15 protein-coding genes are annotated in these 14511 nt (G+C 69.2%); 10 read left to right on the forward strand and 5 right to left on the reverse strand.

The features are described from left to right. On the reverse strand, positions 1-763 hold a 763-nt coding region (locus ACXAID_RS14870), incomplete at its 3' end, for a beta-ketoacyl [acyl carrier protein] synthase domain-containing protein (RefSeq protein WP_475022976.1). A 115-nt stretch (positions 764-878) separates the two neighbouring features. Further along, positions 879-1256, reverse strand: coding sequence for a nuclear transport factor 2 family protein (locus ACXAID_RS14875; protein WP_475022977.1), 378 nt, complete (start codon positions 1254-1256; stop codon positions 879-881). A 48-nt stretch (positions 1257-1304) separates the two neighbouring features. Between ACXAID_RS14875 and ACXAID_RS14880 the strand changes: the two genes are divergently transcribed. Beyond that, on the forward strand, positions 1305-2165 hold the full coding sequence (locus ACXAID_RS14880; RefSeq protein WP_475022978.1) for an LLM class F420-dependent oxidoreductase: 861 nt from the start codon (positions 1305-1307) through the stop codon (positions 2163-2165). A gap of 6 nt (positions 2166-2171) precedes the next feature. Here ACXAID_RS14880 and hemW read toward each other — a convergent pair whose 3' ends face one another. After that, the gene (hemW, locus tag ACXAID_RS14885) at positions 2172-3353 is read right to left on the reverse strand and encodes a radical SAM family heme chaperone HemW (protein WP_475022979.1); all 1182 of its coding nucleotides are present in this window, start codon (positions 3351-3353) and stop codon (positions 2172-2174) included. A 277-nt stretch (positions 3354-3630) separates the two neighbouring features. Between hemW and ACXAID_RS14890 the strand changes: the two genes are divergently transcribed. From ACXAID_RS14890 to ACXAID_RS14925, 8 genes are all read left to right on the forward strand, one after another. After that, complete coding sequence (locus ACXAID_RS14890) at positions 3631-5319, forward strand: nitrite/sulfite reductase (protein ID WP_475022980.1); 1689 nt, start codon at positions 3631-3633, stop codon at positions 5317-5319. Continuing rightward, positions 5316-5444 (forward strand): hypothetical protein, encoded by a 129-nt coding sequence (locus ACXAID_RS14895; RefSeq protein WP_475022981.1) that lies wholly within the window; start codon positions 5316-5318, stop codon positions 5442-5444. The genes ACXAID_RS14890 and ACXAID_RS14895 overlap by 4 nt, the downstream gene beginning before the upstream one ends. Positions 5445-5456: 12 nt before the next feature. Further along, a complete protein-coding gene (locus tag ACXAID_RS14900; protein ID WP_475022982.1) occupies positions 5457-6167 on the forward strand; it encodes a phosphoadenylyl-sulfate reductase in 711 nt (236 codons plus the stop codon). Beyond that, a complete protein-coding gene (locus ACXAID_RS14905; RefSeq protein ID WP_475022983.1) occupies positions 6146-6877 on the forward strand; it encodes a sirohydrochlorin chelatase in 732 nt (243 codons plus the stop codon). Before ACXAID_RS14900 ends, ACXAID_RS14905 begins: the two co-directional genes overlap by 22 nt. A gap of 100 nt (positions 6878-6977) precedes the next feature. Next, positions 6978-7949 (forward strand): IS481 family transposase, encoded by a 972-nt coding sequence (locus tag ACXAID_RS14910; protein WP_475022984.1) that lies wholly within the window; start codon positions 6978-6980, stop codon positions 7947-7949. A gap of 148 nt (positions 7950-8097) precedes the next feature. Then, the gene (locus ACXAID_RS14915; protein ID WP_475022985.1) at positions 8098-9486 is read left to right on the forward strand and encodes an MBL fold metallo-hydrolase; all 1389 of its coding nucleotides are present in this window, start codon (positions 8098-8100) and stop codon (positions 9484-9486) included. Positions 9487-9491: 5 nt separating this feature from the next. Beyond that, positions 9492-10691 (forward strand): NAD(P)/FAD-dependent oxidoreductase, encoded by a 1200-nt coding sequence (locus ACXAID_RS14920; RefSeq protein WP_475023002.1) that lies wholly within the window; start codon positions 9492-9494, stop codon positions 10689-10691. Positions 10692-10791: 100 nt separating this feature from the next. Further along, on the forward strand, positions 10792-11064 hold the full coding sequence (locus tag ACXAID_RS14925; protein WP_475023003.1) for a metal-sensitive transcriptional regulator: 273 nt from the start codon (positions 10792-10794) through the stop codon (positions 11062-11064). A 4-nt stretch (positions 11065-11068) separates the two neighbouring features. Here ACXAID_RS14925 and ACXAID_RS14930 read toward each other — a convergent pair whose 3' ends face one another. Both ACXAID_RS14930 and ACXAID_RS14935 read right to left on the reverse strand, forming a co-directional pair. Then, complete coding sequence (locus tag ACXAID_RS14930) at positions 11069-12061, reverse strand: extracellular solute-binding protein (RefSeq protein ID WP_475023004.1); 993 nt, start codon at positions 12059-12061, stop codon at positions 11069-11071. A gap of 85 nt (positions 12062-12146) precedes the next feature. Continuing rightward, positions 12147-12365 (reverse strand): hypothetical protein, encoded by a 219-nt coding sequence (locus ACXAID_RS14935; protein ID WP_475022986.1) that lies wholly within the window; start codon positions 12363-12365, stop codon positions 12147-12149. A gap of 108 nt (positions 12366-12473) precedes the next feature. On the opposite strand from ACXAID_RS14935, the gene ACXAID_RS14940 reads away from it, so the two are divergent. After that, the gene (locus tag ACXAID_RS14940; protein WP_475022987.1) at positions 12474-14477 is read left to right on the forward strand and encodes a glycoside hydrolase family 15 protein; all 2004 of its coding nucleotides are present in this window, start codon (positions 12474-12476) and stop codon (positions 14475-14477) included. Positions 14478-14511: the final 34 nt, after the last annotated feature.

A 14511-nucleotide genomic window follows, 5' to 3' on the forward strand; every position in this document is an offset into this window, starting at 1 on the left:
CCACCACCCCGGCGCCCTCACCGCGGCCGTAGCCGTCGGCCGCGGCGTCGAAGGTCTTGCAGCGCCCGTCGGGGGCGGTGGCACCGGCGACGTCGAGCACCCGGGTCAGCCCGGGACCGATCAGCGCGCTCACCCCGCCGGCCAGGGCCAGCGACGTCTCACCGTCGCGCAGCAGCTGACAGGCCTGGTGCACCGCGACGAGGGAGGCCGCGCACGCGGCGTCCAGCGCCACGCTGGGCCCACGCAGATCCAGCAGATGCGACACCCGGTTGGCCACCCCGCACAGCGAGGTCCCGATGCCCGTCCACGCCTCGATGCCGGTGAGATCCTCCATGATCAACTTGCCGTAGTCGTCGGAGTTGACGCCCATCAGCACGGCGGTGTCGCTGCCGGCGAGCGAGCGCGGCCCGATGCCCGCGTGTTCCAGCGCCTCCCACGACACCTCCAGCGCGAGGCGCTGCTGGGGATCCATCAACTCTGCTTCGCGTGGCGACACCCCGAAGAATTCGGCGTCGAAACCGGCGATGTCGTCGAGGAAGGTGCCCCAGGGCGTCGTCTCGGCCAGCACCGCGCCGTTGCGCGGATCCCGGCGCAGGTAGGGCTCCCACCGTTCGGCCGGGACCCGGCGCACCGCGCTGCCGCCGGCCAGCAGGAACGACCAGAAGTCGGCCGGGGTGGTGATGTCGCCGGCGAGGCGGCACCCGATACCGACGATCGCGATGGGGGCGGGTGCCGGATCGGGTGGGGTGCCGGTCAGTTCCACGTCGGCGATACCGGCGTTACCCGGACCATCCAGACAGCGCAGGTGTGGATAGCCTCTCCTAAGTCACGTGTCGGCATGCCAGACATCCTGGCACAACGACCGCGCCCGCAGCGCACTACCTGGGCGGCTGGGCCCCCGCATCACCGGGATCGACCTCCACCGCATAGGACGTGATCGCCGTGATCTGCTCACCGGCGAACTCGTAGATGGCGCAGCTGGCCACCGCGGTCACCCCGTCCGGGCGCACGTAACGCACGACGGTGTCGACGGCGACGACGTCGGAGCCGACGGCGGTCACGCAGCGGTCGAACTCGCGCCGGGTGTCCTCGAGACCTTCGGCGGTCTCCCGGCAGGTGCGGGCCACCGCGTCGGCACCCTCGAGCACCATGTAGCCGACGATCGTCCACTTCACGTCCTTGGCCAGATGGCCCAGCGCTCCGTCGAAGCGATGCTCGGAGAACGCGAGGGCGACGGCGCCGGGATCGAAAGCCATGCGCACGACCGTAGCGTCCCGGGGCGTCGACACGGTAAGAGTGGACAGATGGAATTGACGGGTGTTGGTCTGTGGAGTTCGCAGTTGCGGTACGGCAATCCGGCCGAGGCGGCCGAGGCGGCCACCGAGCTCGACGAACTCGGGTTCGCGGCACTGTGGATTCCCGACGTGGGCGGACCGGTCCTCGATTCGGTCGACAACCTGCTCTCCGCCACCCGCAAGACGGTGATCGCCACCGGCATCCTGAACCTCTGGATGCACGAGCCCGCCGACGTGGCCGCCCGCTACGCCGAGCTCACCGCGGCGCACGGCGAGCGGTTCCTGCTCGGCATCGGGGTCAGCCACGCCCCGCTGATCGACGCGAACGAACCCGGCCGGTACCGCAAGCCGCTGGCCGCCACCAAGGCCTTCCTCGACGGGATCGACGCCGCCACGCAACCGGTTCCGCCCGCCAACCGGGTGCTCGCCGCGCTCGGACCCAAGATGCTGCAGCTGTCGGCGACGCGGGCCCGCGGCGCGCACCCGTACCTGACCACCCCCGCGCACACCCGCGAGGCCCGCGAGGTGCTGGGCGCCGGACCGCTGCTGCTGCCCGAGCAGACCGTGCTGCTCGCGCAGAGCCGCGAGGAGGCACGCCCCGTCGGCACTCAGTGGCTGGCGTCGTACCTCGCTCTGCCCAACTACCGCAACAACCTGCTGCGGCTGGGCTTCACCGAGCAGGACGTCACCGACGTCAGCGATCGACTGTTCGACGCGCTGATCGCCTGGGGCGACGAGCAGGTGATCAAGGACCGGGTCGGCGAGCATCTTTCCGCCGGCGCCGACCATGTCTGCGTGCAGGTGCTCACCGCCGATCCGCGGGAGTTCCCGCGGGAGCAGTGGCGCCGGCTGGCCACCGCGCTGTTGTGAGGGCGGTCAGTCCAGCAGCGAGCGCACCACGCCGTCGGCGAGCAGCCTGCCGCGGTCGGTGAGCACCAGGCGGTCGGCCTCGGCGCGCAGCAGCCCGTCGCCGATCGCGATCTCGGCCCGGGCCCGCTCGTCGGGCGCGAGCACCGCGATCGGCAGCCCGGCGCGCAATCGGATCCGCAGCATCACCTCCTCGACGTGCGCGGTGGACTCGTCGAGTGTCTCGAAGTCCGCCACCGGCAGCGCGTCGTTGCCGAGCGTGGTCGCATAGCCGTTGGGGTGCTTCACATTCCACCACCGGGTGGCGCCGACGAAACTGTGCGCCCCAGGGCCCGCGCCCCACCACCGGCCCCCGTCCCAGTAACCGATGTTGTGCCGGCACTCGGCGCCGGGCCGCGACCAGTTGGACACCTCGTACCAACCGAAGCCCGCCTCGCTCAGCCTGTTGTCGAGCAACTCGTAGCGGTGGGCGAGCACGTCGTCGTCGGGGGCGCCGATCTGACCGCTGCGCACCCGCCGGGCCAGTGCCGTGCCGTCTTCGACGACCAGCGCGTAGGCCGACACATGGTCGACCCCGGCCGCGATCGCGTCGTCGGCCGACCGCAGCAGATCGTCGTCGGTCTCCCCGGGAGTGCCGTAGATCAGGTCGAGGTTGACGTGTTCGAAGCCCGCTCCCGCCGCTTCGCGGGCGGCCTCGAGTGCCCGGCCCGGCGAATGCACCCGGTCCAGCGCCGCCAGCACGTGTGCCGCGGTGGACTGCATGCCCAGCGACACCCGGGTGTACCCGGCCGCACGCAGCTCGGCGAAGAACCCCGGAGACGTCGACTCGGGGTTGGCCTCGGTGGTCACCTCGGCATCCGGGGCCAACCCGAAGTTCTCCGCGACGGCGTCGAGGACGGCGGCCAGCCCTGCGGCACCGAGCAGTGACGGTGTGCCGCCGCCGACGAACACCGTGTTCACCGGCGGTGTGGCACCCAGGTGTCGCGCACCGAGGCGCAGTTCGGTGCGCAGGGCGGCCAGCCAGCCCTCGGGATTGGCACCCCCCAGTTCGCTCGGCGTGTAGGTGTTGAAGTCGCAGTATCCGCACCGGGTCGCGCAGAAGGGCACGTGGACGTAGACGCCGAACGGCGGCGCCGCAACCGCCAGTCGGGGCAGTCCGCCACCGCCGGCCGACTCCGCGTGCGTGCTCACGTTCCCAAGTGTTCCAGCCGCCCGGTTGGGGCATTCAGGCACTTCGTGGCACAATCGAACACGTGACTGCCCACAGCTTCCCTCGCCGGGTCTCGCTGGTCGTGCGCCGTCACGTCGACTTCAAGCGCGTCTGTAGCTGTCGCTGTCTTTCTTGATCGCCGGATCACGGACAACCCAGCCTCTTTTTTTGACCTCTCAGCTGGCCGCCGGATCTGCGCCGCCGGACAGCCCCCGGTGGAATGGCGCGATCTGAACGCCGGCTCCGACCAGGAGCCCCATGACCACCACAGAGAACAAGGCCAAGCCAGCCAAGCCCGCCAAGCGCCCCCGTGGTGAGGGCCAGTGGGCGCTCGGCTACCGCGAGCCGCTCAACGCCAACGAGCAGTCCAAGAAGGACGACAACCCGCTCAACGTGCGGTCCCGCATCGAGAACATCTACGCCAAGGGTGGCTTCGACAGCATCGACAAGGGCGACCTGCGCGGACGTTTCCGCTGGTGGGGCCTCTACACCCAGCGCGAGCAGGGCTACGACGGCACCTGGACCGGCGACGAGAACATCGACGTCCTGGAAGCCAAGTACTTCATGTTGCGGGTGCGCAGCGACGGCGGCGCGCTGAGCGCGGCGGCACTGCGCACGCTGGGTGAGATCTCGACTGAGTTCGCGCGCGACACCGCCGACATCTCCGACCGGCAGAACATCCAGTACCACTGGATCCAGGTCGAGGACATGCCCGAGATCTGGAAGCGGCTCGACGCGGTGGGCCTGCAGACGACCGAGGCCTGCGGGGACTGCCCCCGCATCGTGCTCGGGTCCCCGCTGGCCGGCGAGTCCCTCGACGAGGTGATCGACGGCACCCCCGCGATCAACGAGATCGTGCGCCGCTACATCGGCAAGCCCGAGTACTCGAACCTGCCACGCAAGTTCAAGACGGCGATCTCGGGCCTGCAGGACGTGGTGCACGAGGTCAACGACGTCGCCTTCATCGGCGTCGAGCATCCCGAGCACGGGCCCGGGTTCGATCTGTGGGTCGGCGGCGGCCTGTCGACGAATCCGATGCTCGGGCAGCGGGTCGGCGCCTGGGTGCCGCTCGACGAGGTGCCCGACGTGTGGGAGGCCGTGGTCAGCGCGTTCCGCGACTACGGCTACCGCCGGCTGCGCTCCAAGGCGCGGCTGAAGTTCCTGATCAAGGACTGGGGCGTCGAGCGTTTCAGGGAAGTCCTCGAACAGGAATACCTCAAACGCCCGCTGATCGACGGCCCGGCACCGGACCCGGTGGTGCGCCCGATCGACCACGTCGGCGTGCAGCGACTCCGCAACGGGCTCAACGCAGTCGGTGTGGCGCCGATCGCCGGGCGGGTGTCGGGCACGATCCTGAGCAAGGTCGCCGACCTGGCCGAGGCCGCGGGCAGTGACCGCATCCGGTTCACGCCGTACCAGAAGCTGATCATCCTCGACGTCCCCGACGACAAGCTCGACGAGCTGCGCGCCGGACTCGACGCACTGGGCCTGCCGTCCACCCCGTCGCACTGGCGCCGCAACCTGATGGCCTGCACCGGCATCGAGTTCTGCAAGCTCTCCTTCGCCGAGACGCGCAAGCGGTCGCAGACGCTGGTGCCCGAGCTCGAACAGCGCCTCGAAGACCTCAACAACGAACTCGACGTTCCGGTCACGGTCAACATCAACGGCTGCCCCAACTCGTGCGCCCGCATCCAGGTCGCCGACATCGGGTTCAAGGGCCAGATGGTCGACGACGGCGACGGGCCCGAGGAGGGCTTCCAGGTCCATCTGGGCGGCAGCCTGGGCCTGGACAGCGGGTTCGGGCGCAAGCTGCGTCAGCACAAGGTGACGTCCAGCGAGCTCGGCGACTACATCGAGCGTGTCGTGCGCAACTTCGTGAAACAACGCGAGCACGGCGAGCGTTTCGCCACCTGGGCACTACGAGCAGACGACGCGGATCTCCGATGAGCGCTCGCGCGAAGAGCGAAGAACTGGCGATGAGCGCTCGCGCGAAGAGCGAAGAACTGGCGATGAGCGCTCGCGCGGAGAGCGAAGAACTGGCGATGAGCGCTCGCGCGAAGAGCAGAAGATGAGGTGATGGTGAAGTGACTGTGATTGCACGCGACGACACGGATCTGCAGGAGCTCGCCGAGCGCGGCGCGGCCGAGCTGGGGCCCGACGCGACGGCCGAGGATCTGTTGCGCTGGACCGACGAGCACTTCGACGGCACCTACATCGTGGCGTCGAACATGCAGGACGCGGTGCTGGTCGACCTGGCCGCCAAGATGCGCCCCGGGGTCGATGTGCTGTTCCTCGACACCGGCTACCACTTCGCCGAGACCATCGGCACCCGGGACGCCGTCGAGTCGGTCTACGACATCAACGTCGTCAACGTCCGCCCGGAACACACGGTCGCCGAGCAGGACGCCCTGCACGGCAAGAACCTGTTCGAGCGCCAGCCCAACGAGTGCTGCCGGATGCGCAAGGTCGAGCCGCTGTCCAAGGCGCTGGCGGGCTACTCGGCGTGGGTGACCGGTATCCGCCGGGTGGAGGCGCCGACCCGCGCCAACGCGCCGTTGATCAGCTGGGACGCCGCGTTCGGCCTGGTGAAGATCAACCCGTTGGCAGCCTGGACCGACGAGCAGATGCAGGACTACATCGACTCCCATGGCGTGCTGGTCAACCCGCTCGTCGACGACGGATATCCGTCGATCGGCTGCGCTCCCTGCACCAGCAAGCCTGCGCTGGGCGCCGATCCGCGCAGCGGCCGCTGGGCCGGCCAGACCAAGACCGAGTGCGGGCTGCACGCCTCTTGAGTGGCCCCACGCTGGTGCTGACCGCACACGGCAGCGCCGATCCGCGGTCGGCGGCCACGGTGCGCGCCGTCGCGGACACCGTCCGCCGGCTGCGGCCGGGCCTGGACACGCGGGTCGCCTTCTGTGAGCAGAACGCGCCGAACCTGCGCGACGTGCTGACCGCTGTCGGAGCCCGCCGTCCGGTGGTCGTTCCGCTGCTTCTCGCCGACGCCTACCACGCCCGCGTCGACATCCCGGCGATGATCGCCGAGTCCGGTGCCGACGTGCGCCAGGCCGGCGTGCTCGGCGAGGACGAGCGGCTCATCCACGTGTTGCGGCAGCGCCTCGAACACGCGGGGGTCTCCCGCCTCGACCCCCGCGTCGGGGTGCTGGTGACCGCGGTGGGATCCTCGCGCGCCCAGGCCAACACACGTACCGCCCAGGTTGCCCGCGAGCTGACCCTGACGACCCGGTGGACCGCGACGACGGCGTTCGCCACCGGTCCGCAGCCCACCCTGGCCGACGCGGCCGAGTCGCTGCGGTCGGCCGGCGCCGCACGGTTGGTGATCGCGCCGTGGTTTCTGGCGCACGGCCGCATCACCGACCGGGTCGCCGATTTCGCCCGCTCTGCGGGCATCCCGATGTCGGCGCCGCTGGGCGCGCATCGCCAGGTGGCCGAGACGGTGCTGGACCGTTTCGACGGTGTGACCGCCGCGCGCGCGGCCGCCTAGCTGTCGTGACCCGGGAGGTTGTTGACGGCGTGCCTGCTTGAAAGTGGGAGGACCTCCTGACGGAGTGGATGTGTCTGGCATTCACCCGTAGGAGGTCCTCGTGTCCCACGCTAACGCCCGTACCAACCTGTTCGCTCGTCGCCTGATCGTGGAGCGTGTCGCCGCTGGCTGGCCACCCGCTCAGGTCGCCGAACAGCTCGGTATCTCCCGTGCGACGGTCTACAAGTGGCTGCGCCGCTACGACGAAGGCGGCGATGCGGCCCTGGCCGACCGGTCCTCGCGACCGATCCGGACGCCGGCGCGCACCAGCGCCAAAGTGGAGCACACAGTGCTCGCAGCCCGGCGCCGCCGCAAGTGCGGTGCTGTCGTGCTGGCTGCCGAGCTCGGCCTGAACCCGTCGACCGTCGGACGGATCCTGGCCCGCCACCAGGTGCCGCACCTGGCAGCGATCGACCCGATCACCGGCGAGCCGGTGCGCACCTCGCGCCGCAGCTCCAACCGCTACGAACACCGCACCCCAGGCTCGCTGGTCCACGTCGATGTCAAAAAGCTCGGACGCATCCCCACCGGCGGCGGATGGCGTCTGCACGGACGTGACGCTGCGGTCTCAGTGGCCAACCGCCACAAGAAGACCCGCATCGGCTACGACTACGTCCACACCGCCATCGATGACCACACCAGGCTGGCCTACACCGAAGTCCTGCCCGATGAAAAGGACCTGACCTGCGCAGAATTTCTGCATCGGGCGTTGGTCTGGTTCGCCGCGCACGGCGTGCGCGTGCGACGGCTGCTGACCGATAACGCGTTGGTCTACCGGCAGGGCACCAACTGGGGTTGGGTGTGCACCGCCTGGCAGCTCAAACGACGGTTCACCAAGCCCGGCTGCCCCTGGACCAACGGCAAAGCAGAACGCTTCAACCGGACTCTGCTCAACGAATGGGCATACGCCCGACCGTGGACATCCAACAGCCTGCGCACGCGAGGCCTTGACCGATTCCTCCGCCGATACAACACTCGACGAGGCCACTCCGCCCTCGGCGGAAAACCACCCATCAGCCGGCTCGCCGCCTGACAACAACGTCTCAGGTACCGACACCTAGCCCCCCGCCGACACAGCGACGCAACTCACAGCCACCGCATCCTTGACCACATACCCATGGGGGTATAGATTGAGCTTTGTTCGAGAGATACCCCACTGGGTATAAGGGAAGGCTGAGCTCATGAAATTCATCCAGTACTACCTGGACTGCCTGTCGCACGCGTCGTACCTGATCGCCGACGAGGACTCCAAGCGCGCCGTGGTGGTCGATCCGCAACGCGACGTGGCCGAATACCTGGCCGACGCCGAGGAATTCGGCCTGACCATCGACCTCGTCATCGAGACCCACTTCCACGCCGACTTCCTGTCCGGCCACCTGGAACTTGCCGACGCGACCGGCGCCGCCATCGTGTACTCCTCGGTCGCCAAGCCGGAGTTCGAGTTCATGGCCGTCGAGGACGGCCAGCGCTACTCGCTGGGCGGACCCGACGGGGTCACCCTGGAATTCCGCCACACCCCCGGCCACACCCCCGAGTCGATGAGCATCGTCGTCTACGAACACGGCAGCGACACCGTGCCCTACGGGGTGATGACCGGTGACACCCTGTTCATCGGCGACGTCGGACGCCCCGACCTGCTGGCCTCGATCGGCTTCAGCCGCGACGAGCTGGCCGACATGCTCTACGACTCGCTGCACGACAAGCTGATGCCGCTGCCCGACGCAACCCGCGTCTACCCGGCCCACGGCGCCGGCTCGGCCTGCGGCAAGAACCTGTCGACCGACCTGTGGTCGACGATGGGCGACCAGAAGGAGTGGAACTACGCGCTGCGCGCTCCCGACAAGGCCTCGTTCATGGCGATGGTCACCGAGGGCCAGCCTCCGGCGCCGAGCTACTTCGTCTACGACGCCATCCTCAACCGCAAGGACCGCGCGCTGCTCGACGAGACCGCCGCTCCCCCGGCGATGACCTACGCCCAGGCACTCGAGGCGGTCGACGGTGGGGCGATCCTGGTCGACGGGCGCACCCCCGAGGAGTTCGCCCAGGGCCACCTGCGCGGCGCGATCAACATCGGACTGGAGGGCCGCTACGCCGAGTTCGCCGGGTCGGTGGTCAAGCCCGACGTCGACATCGTGCTGATGACCGAACCCGGCCAGGAGCTGGAAGGCAAGAACCGGCTGGCGCGCATCGGATTCGACAGGGTGATCGGCCATCTCGCCGACCCCGAGCAGGTCATGTTCACCCATCCCGATCATGTGCAGGTGGCCTCCCGGCTGTCGGCGAAGACCTTCGGGGAGCGTGCCCGCGAGATCAGCGGCCTGCAGATCGTCGATGTCCGCAACCCGGGTGAGGCGGCCGCGGGGATGATCCCCGGCGCGGTGAACATCCCGGTCGGACAGCTGCCCGACCGGGTCGGCGAACTCGACGCGGCGGCCCCGACCGTCGTGTACTGCGCCGGCGGCTACCGCTCCTCGGTGGCGGCCAGCCTGCTGCGGCAACGCGGCTTCGCCGATGTCAGCGACATCCTGGGCGGCTACAACGCCTGGGACGAAGTCACCCAGAAGGCGTGAGCGAGATGAAGAGCAACAACCACCGCATCCTGATCATCGGCGGCGGCACCGCCGGCATCACCGTCGCGGCCCGCCTGCTCCGCAAGGGGCATCCGGATGTCGCGGTCATCGAACCGTCGAACGTCCACTACTACCAGCCGCTGTGGACGCTCGTCGGGGCCGGCCAGGCCGACGCCGGGGAGACCGAGCGGTCCGAGGCCAGCGTGATGCCCCGCGAGGCGACGTGGATCCGCAACGCCGCGTCGGCCGTCGACCCCGACACGAACACCGTGACGTGTGAGGACGGAGCTGTCTACAGCTACGACGCGCTCGTGGTGAGCCCCGGCATCCAGCTCGACTGGAACCGCATCGACGGCGCGGCCGACACCCTCGGTCGCGACGGGGTGTCGTCGAACTACCAGTTCGAACTGGCGCCCCGCACCTGGGAGTTCATCAAGAACACCCGTTCGGGCACAGCGGTTTTCACGATGCCCTCCGGTCCGATCAAGTGCGCCGGGGCGCCGCAGAAGATCGCCTACCTGGCGTGTGACCACTGGCGCCGCGAGGGGGTGCTCGGCGACATCGACGTGCACCTGGTGATTCCGACACCACGCATCTTCGGCATCGGCGCCATCGCCGACAACCTCGACAAGGTCATCGCCGACTACGGGATCCAGCTGCACACCAACACCGAGGTGACCTCCGTGGACGCCTCGGGTCGCAAGGTGGCACTGTCGGCGGTCGCCGAAGGCGGCGAGGACGGCACGCTCGGCTACGACATGCTGCACCTGGTACCGCATCAGTCGGCGCCGGACTGGATCAAGAACGGCCCGCTGTCGACCGGAGCGGCCGGCGGCTATGTCGACATCGACAAGCACACGATGCAACACGTGCGCTACCCGAACGTGTTCGCGCTCGGTGACGCCGGGTCCTCGCCGAACTCCAAGACCGGCGCGGCGATCCGCAAACAGGCCCCGGTGGTGGTCGCCAACGTCGACTCCTACCTGTCCGGGCGGCCGCTGTCGGCGAGCTACGACGGATACGCGTCGTGTCCGATCGTCACCTCGTCGCACGACATGCTGCTGGCCGAGTTCGACTACGAGTTCAACCTCAAGCCGTCGGTGCCGTTGCTGGACCCGACCAAGCCGCACCGGGCGTACTGGTACATGAAGAAGTACGGGCTGCCCACGATGTACTGGAACCTGATGCTCAAGGGACTGGTCTGAGGACGGAGACCCCCGTGGTCATACCCCGGTGGGTAGCATGAGCACACTACCGCCAGCTGTTCAGAGTTTCGCTGAACACCCGATCGACAAGGAGCCCATCATGGTCGGTGACCAGGAGGCCATCAACGCCGTCCTCAACCGCCTGCGCCGAGCCCAGGGCCAGCTGGCGGGTGTCATCTCGATGATCGAGCAGGGCCGCGAATGCAAAGACGTCGTCACCCAGCTGGCGGCGGTCTCGCGAGCGCTGGACCGGGCCGGTTTCAAGATCGTGGCAACCGGGCTGCGGGAGTGCATCGTCACCGACGAGAACGACGGGCGCCAGCGCGAGATGAGCGTCGACGAGCTGGAGAAGCTGTTCCTGGCTCTGGCCTGAGCGGTCACCCGGTGGCCTGCCGGTAGATCCTGGCTATGGTGCCGTCGCCGTCGTCGAACAGCCGGCGATCCACCAGGTCCCAGCCGCCGAGATCGGCGACGGTCCACAGCTTCTCCGGGGCCGGGAACCGCTCGGCGTACTCGGCGAGCACCGCGGGGTCGACGGGCCGGAAGTTCGCCCGCGCCCAAAGGCGCTGCGCCTCGGGGGTGTACTGGAAGTTGACGAAGTCCCGCGCTTGCTCGACATGACGGCTGCCACCGACCACCGCCACCGGGCTCTCGACCCTCAATGTCTGCGGCGGGGTCACGTACTCGAGCCCGGCGTTGCGCGCCTCGCTCTCGTAGGCCAGCAGCACATCGCCGTCGCCGCCGGTGAACACCTCGGTGGCCGCGCGGGCCGAGGCCGGCCACAGCCGGACGTGTTCGGTCATCAACTCGGTGACGTAGTCCAGCCCCGCCTGCGGATCGTCCCCGCCGGCACTCGCCCACGCGTAGGGCGCCAACAGGTTCCACTGACCCGACCCCGAACTCAGCGGGCTGGGGCTGACCACCTCGACGTCGGCACGCAGCAGATCGCCCCAGTCCCTGATGCCCTTCGGGTTGCCCGGGCGGACGGCAAGGCTCACCACCGAGCCGAACGGAATCCCCCTGGTGACTCCGGCGTCCCAGTTCTCGTCGACCTTGCCCGCCTGCACCAGCAGGTCGACGTCGGGCTCGATGGAGAAGTTCACCACGTCCGCGGGCTCACCCGCCTCCACGGCGCGGGCCTGGTCACCGGAGGTGCCATAGGTCGCGGTGACCTCCACCCCACGACCCTCCCGGGTGGACGCAAAAGCCGCCGCCACCGTCGACCAGCCGGGTTCGGACACGGCGTAGGCCACCAGCGCCAGCGTCGTGTCCGCCTCAGCCGCCTCGCCGTCGCCGCCCCCGGCCGGGCCACCGCAGCCGGCCAGCAGCGTGGCCGCCAGTACCAGTGCCAGCGTGTCCCGAAGCCGCATCGTCAGCGGGTGAACAGCCACATCACGACGACGAGCACGATCAGCGCGATGAGCGCCAGCGTCACCCGTGATCGCGGCATGCCTTTCATCCTTCTCCTCCATCGTCACGGGCCGAGGCGTCCCGGCCGGAGCGCCGCAGCCACTGCCGCAGCCGGATCCCGTTGCCCAGCGCGCCGTCGAGCAACGCGGCGATGCCATAGGCCAGGGCGAGCACAACCGGCATGACCAACGCCGTCTGCGCGACGAACGGCAGCCCGGTGAGCCACAACTCGACTCCGTCCCACCAGCTGAGAAACCCGTCCACCCGGCCAGACTAAGCCCCCGCGGAACAGCCGATTCGATCGGCACGGGGCGCACAACACACCGGCGCCCCGAGTAGACGCCGGACCGCCCGGCAGTCGATGATGGCCTGATGGTCGTGCACCACAGCGAGGCGTCCGGCGACACGCTGCCCAGCGGTGAGGGCACGTTCGCCCTTCCCTCACCCGAGCCGTACTACGCCGGAACCCAACTACGAAACCCCTTTCCCCCGATCGCGGACTATGCGTTCCTGTCGGATTGCGAGGCCACCTGTCTGATCAGTTCGGCCGGCTCGGTGGAGTGGCTGTGTGTGCCGCGCCCGGATTCGCCGAGCGTGTTCGGCGCGATCCTGGACCGCGGAGCCGGGCACTTCCGGCTCGGCCCGTACGGGGTGTCGGTGCCCGCGGCGCGGCGCTATCTGCCCGGCAGCCTGATCCTGGAGACCACCTGGCAGACCCACACCGGCTGGGTGATCGTGCGCGACGCACTGGTGATGGGGCCCTGGCACGATCTGGAGACCCGGTCGCGGACCCACCGTCGCACGCCGATGGACTGGGACGCCGAGCACATCCTGCTGCGCACGGTGCGCTGCGTCAGCGGCACCGTCGAGCTGGTGATGAACTGCGAGCCGTCCTTCGACTATCACCGCACCAGCGCGACCTGGGAGTACTCCGCGCAGGCATACGGGGAGGCGATCGCACGGGCCACCCGGGACCCCGATTCGCATCCCACGCTGCGGTTGACGACCAACCTGCGGATCGGGCTGGAGGGCCGCGAGGCGCGCGCCCGCACCCGGCTCAGCGAGGGCGACAACGTGTTCGTCGCGCTGAGCTGGTCCAAGCACCCCGCTCCGCAGACCTACGACGAAGCCTCCGACAAGATGTGGAAGACCAGCGAATGCTGGCGCCAGTGGATCAACGTCGGCGACTTCCCGGACCACCCGTGGCGGACCTATCTGCAGCGCAGCGCGCTGACGCTGAAGGGCCTGACCTACTCCCCGACCGGCGCGCTGCTGGCCGCGCCGACGACGTCGCTGCCCGAGACGCCGCGCGGCGAACGCAACTGGGACTACCGCTACGCCTGGGTGCGCGACTCCACCTTCGCGCTGTGGGGCCTCTACACCCTGGGCCTGGACCGCGAAGCCGACGACTTCTTCGCGTTCATCGCCGACGTGTCCGGCGCCAACAACGGCGAGCGGCACCCCCTGCAGGTGATGTACGGCGTGGGCGGGGAACGCAGCCTCATCGAAGAGGAACTCAACCACCTCTCCGGCTACGACTACGCCCGCCCGGTGCGCATCGGCAACGGTGCCTACAACCAGCGCCAGCACGACATCTGGGGCACCATGCTCGACTCGGTGTACCTGCACACCAAGTCCCGCGAACAGATCCCGGAAACGCTGTGGCCGGTGCTCAAGGAGCAGGTCGAGGAAGCCATCAAGCACTGGCGCGAACCCGACCGCGGCATCTGGGAGGTCCGCGGCGAGCCTCAGCACTTCACCTCCAGCAAGATCATGTGCTGGGTGGCCCTGGACCGCGGCGCCAAGCTCGCCGACGTGGAGGGCGAGAAGTCCTACGCCCAGCAGTGGCGGGTGATCGCCGAGGAGATCAAGGCCGACATCCTGGAGAACGGCGTCGATTCACGCGGGGTGCTCACCCAGCGTTACGGCGATCCGGCGCTGGACGCCTCACTGCTGCTGGCCCCGCTGACCCGCTTCCTGCCGCCCGACGACCCGCGCATCCGGGCGACGGTCATGGCCATCGCCGAGGAACTCACCGAGGACGGCCTGGTGCTGCGCTACCGGGTCGAGGAGACCGACGACGGTTTGGCCGGCGAGGAGGGCACCTTCACGATCTGCTCGTTCTGGCTGGTGTCCGCACTGGTCGAGATCGGCGAGATCAGCCGCGCCCGTCACCTGTGTGAGCGCTTGCTGTCGTTCGCCAGCCCGCTGCACCTCTACGCCGAGGAGATCGAGCCGCGCACCGGACGCCACCTGGGCAACTTCCCGCAGGCGTTCACCCACCTGGCCCTGATCAACGCGGTGGTGCACGTGATCCGCGCCGAGGAGGAGGCCGACAGCTCCGGGGGCTTCCAGCCCGCCAACGCGCCGATGTGACGACCGGGACGCGCCGGCGGGCCGACCCCTCGGT

The organism is Mycobacterium sp. ABE4_509 (genome assembly GCF_056160785.1).

What these genes read in the sequence shown, in the direction of transcription:
- ACXAID_RS14875 (WP_475022977.1), bottom strand. Translation starts at nt 1,256, where the DNA reads ATGGCTTTCGATCCCGGCGCCGTCGCCCTCGCGTTCTCCGAGCATCGC.
- ACXAID_RS14880 (WP_475022978.1), top strand. Translation starts at nt 1,305, where the DNA reads ATGGAATTGACGGGTGTTGGTCTGTGGAGTTCGCAGTTGCGGTACGGC.
- ACXAID_RS14890 (WP_475022980.1), top strand. Translation starts at nt 3,631, where the DNA reads ATGACCACCACAGAGAACAAGGCCAAGCCAGCCAAGCCCGCCAAGCGC.
- ACXAID_RS14895 (WP_475022981.1), top strand. Translation starts at nt 5,316, where the DNA reads ATGAGCGCTCGCGCGAAGAGCGAAGAACTGGCGATGAGCGCTCGCGCG.
- ACXAID_RS14915 (WP_475022985.1), top strand. Translation starts at nt 8,098, where the DNA reads ATGAAATTCATCCAGTACTACCTGGACTGCCTGTCGCACGCGTCGTAC.
- ACXAID_RS14920 (WP_475023002.1), top strand. Translation starts at nt 9,492, where the DNA reads ATGAAGAGCAACAACCACCGCATCCTGATCATCGGCGGCGGCACCGCC.
- ACXAID_RS14925 (WP_475023003.1), top strand. Translation starts at nt 10,792, where the DNA reads ATGGTCGGTGACCAGGAGGCCATCAACGCCGTCCTCAACCGCCTGCGC.
- ACXAID_RS14930 (WP_475023004.1), bottom strand. Translation starts at nt 12,061, where the DNA reads ATGCGGCTTCGGGACACGCTGGCACTGGTACTGGCGGCCACGCTGCTG.
- ACXAID_RS14940 (WP_475022987.1), top strand. Translation starts at nt 12,474, where the DNA reads ATGGTCGTGCACCACAGCGAGGCGTCCGGCGACACGCTGCCCAGCGGT.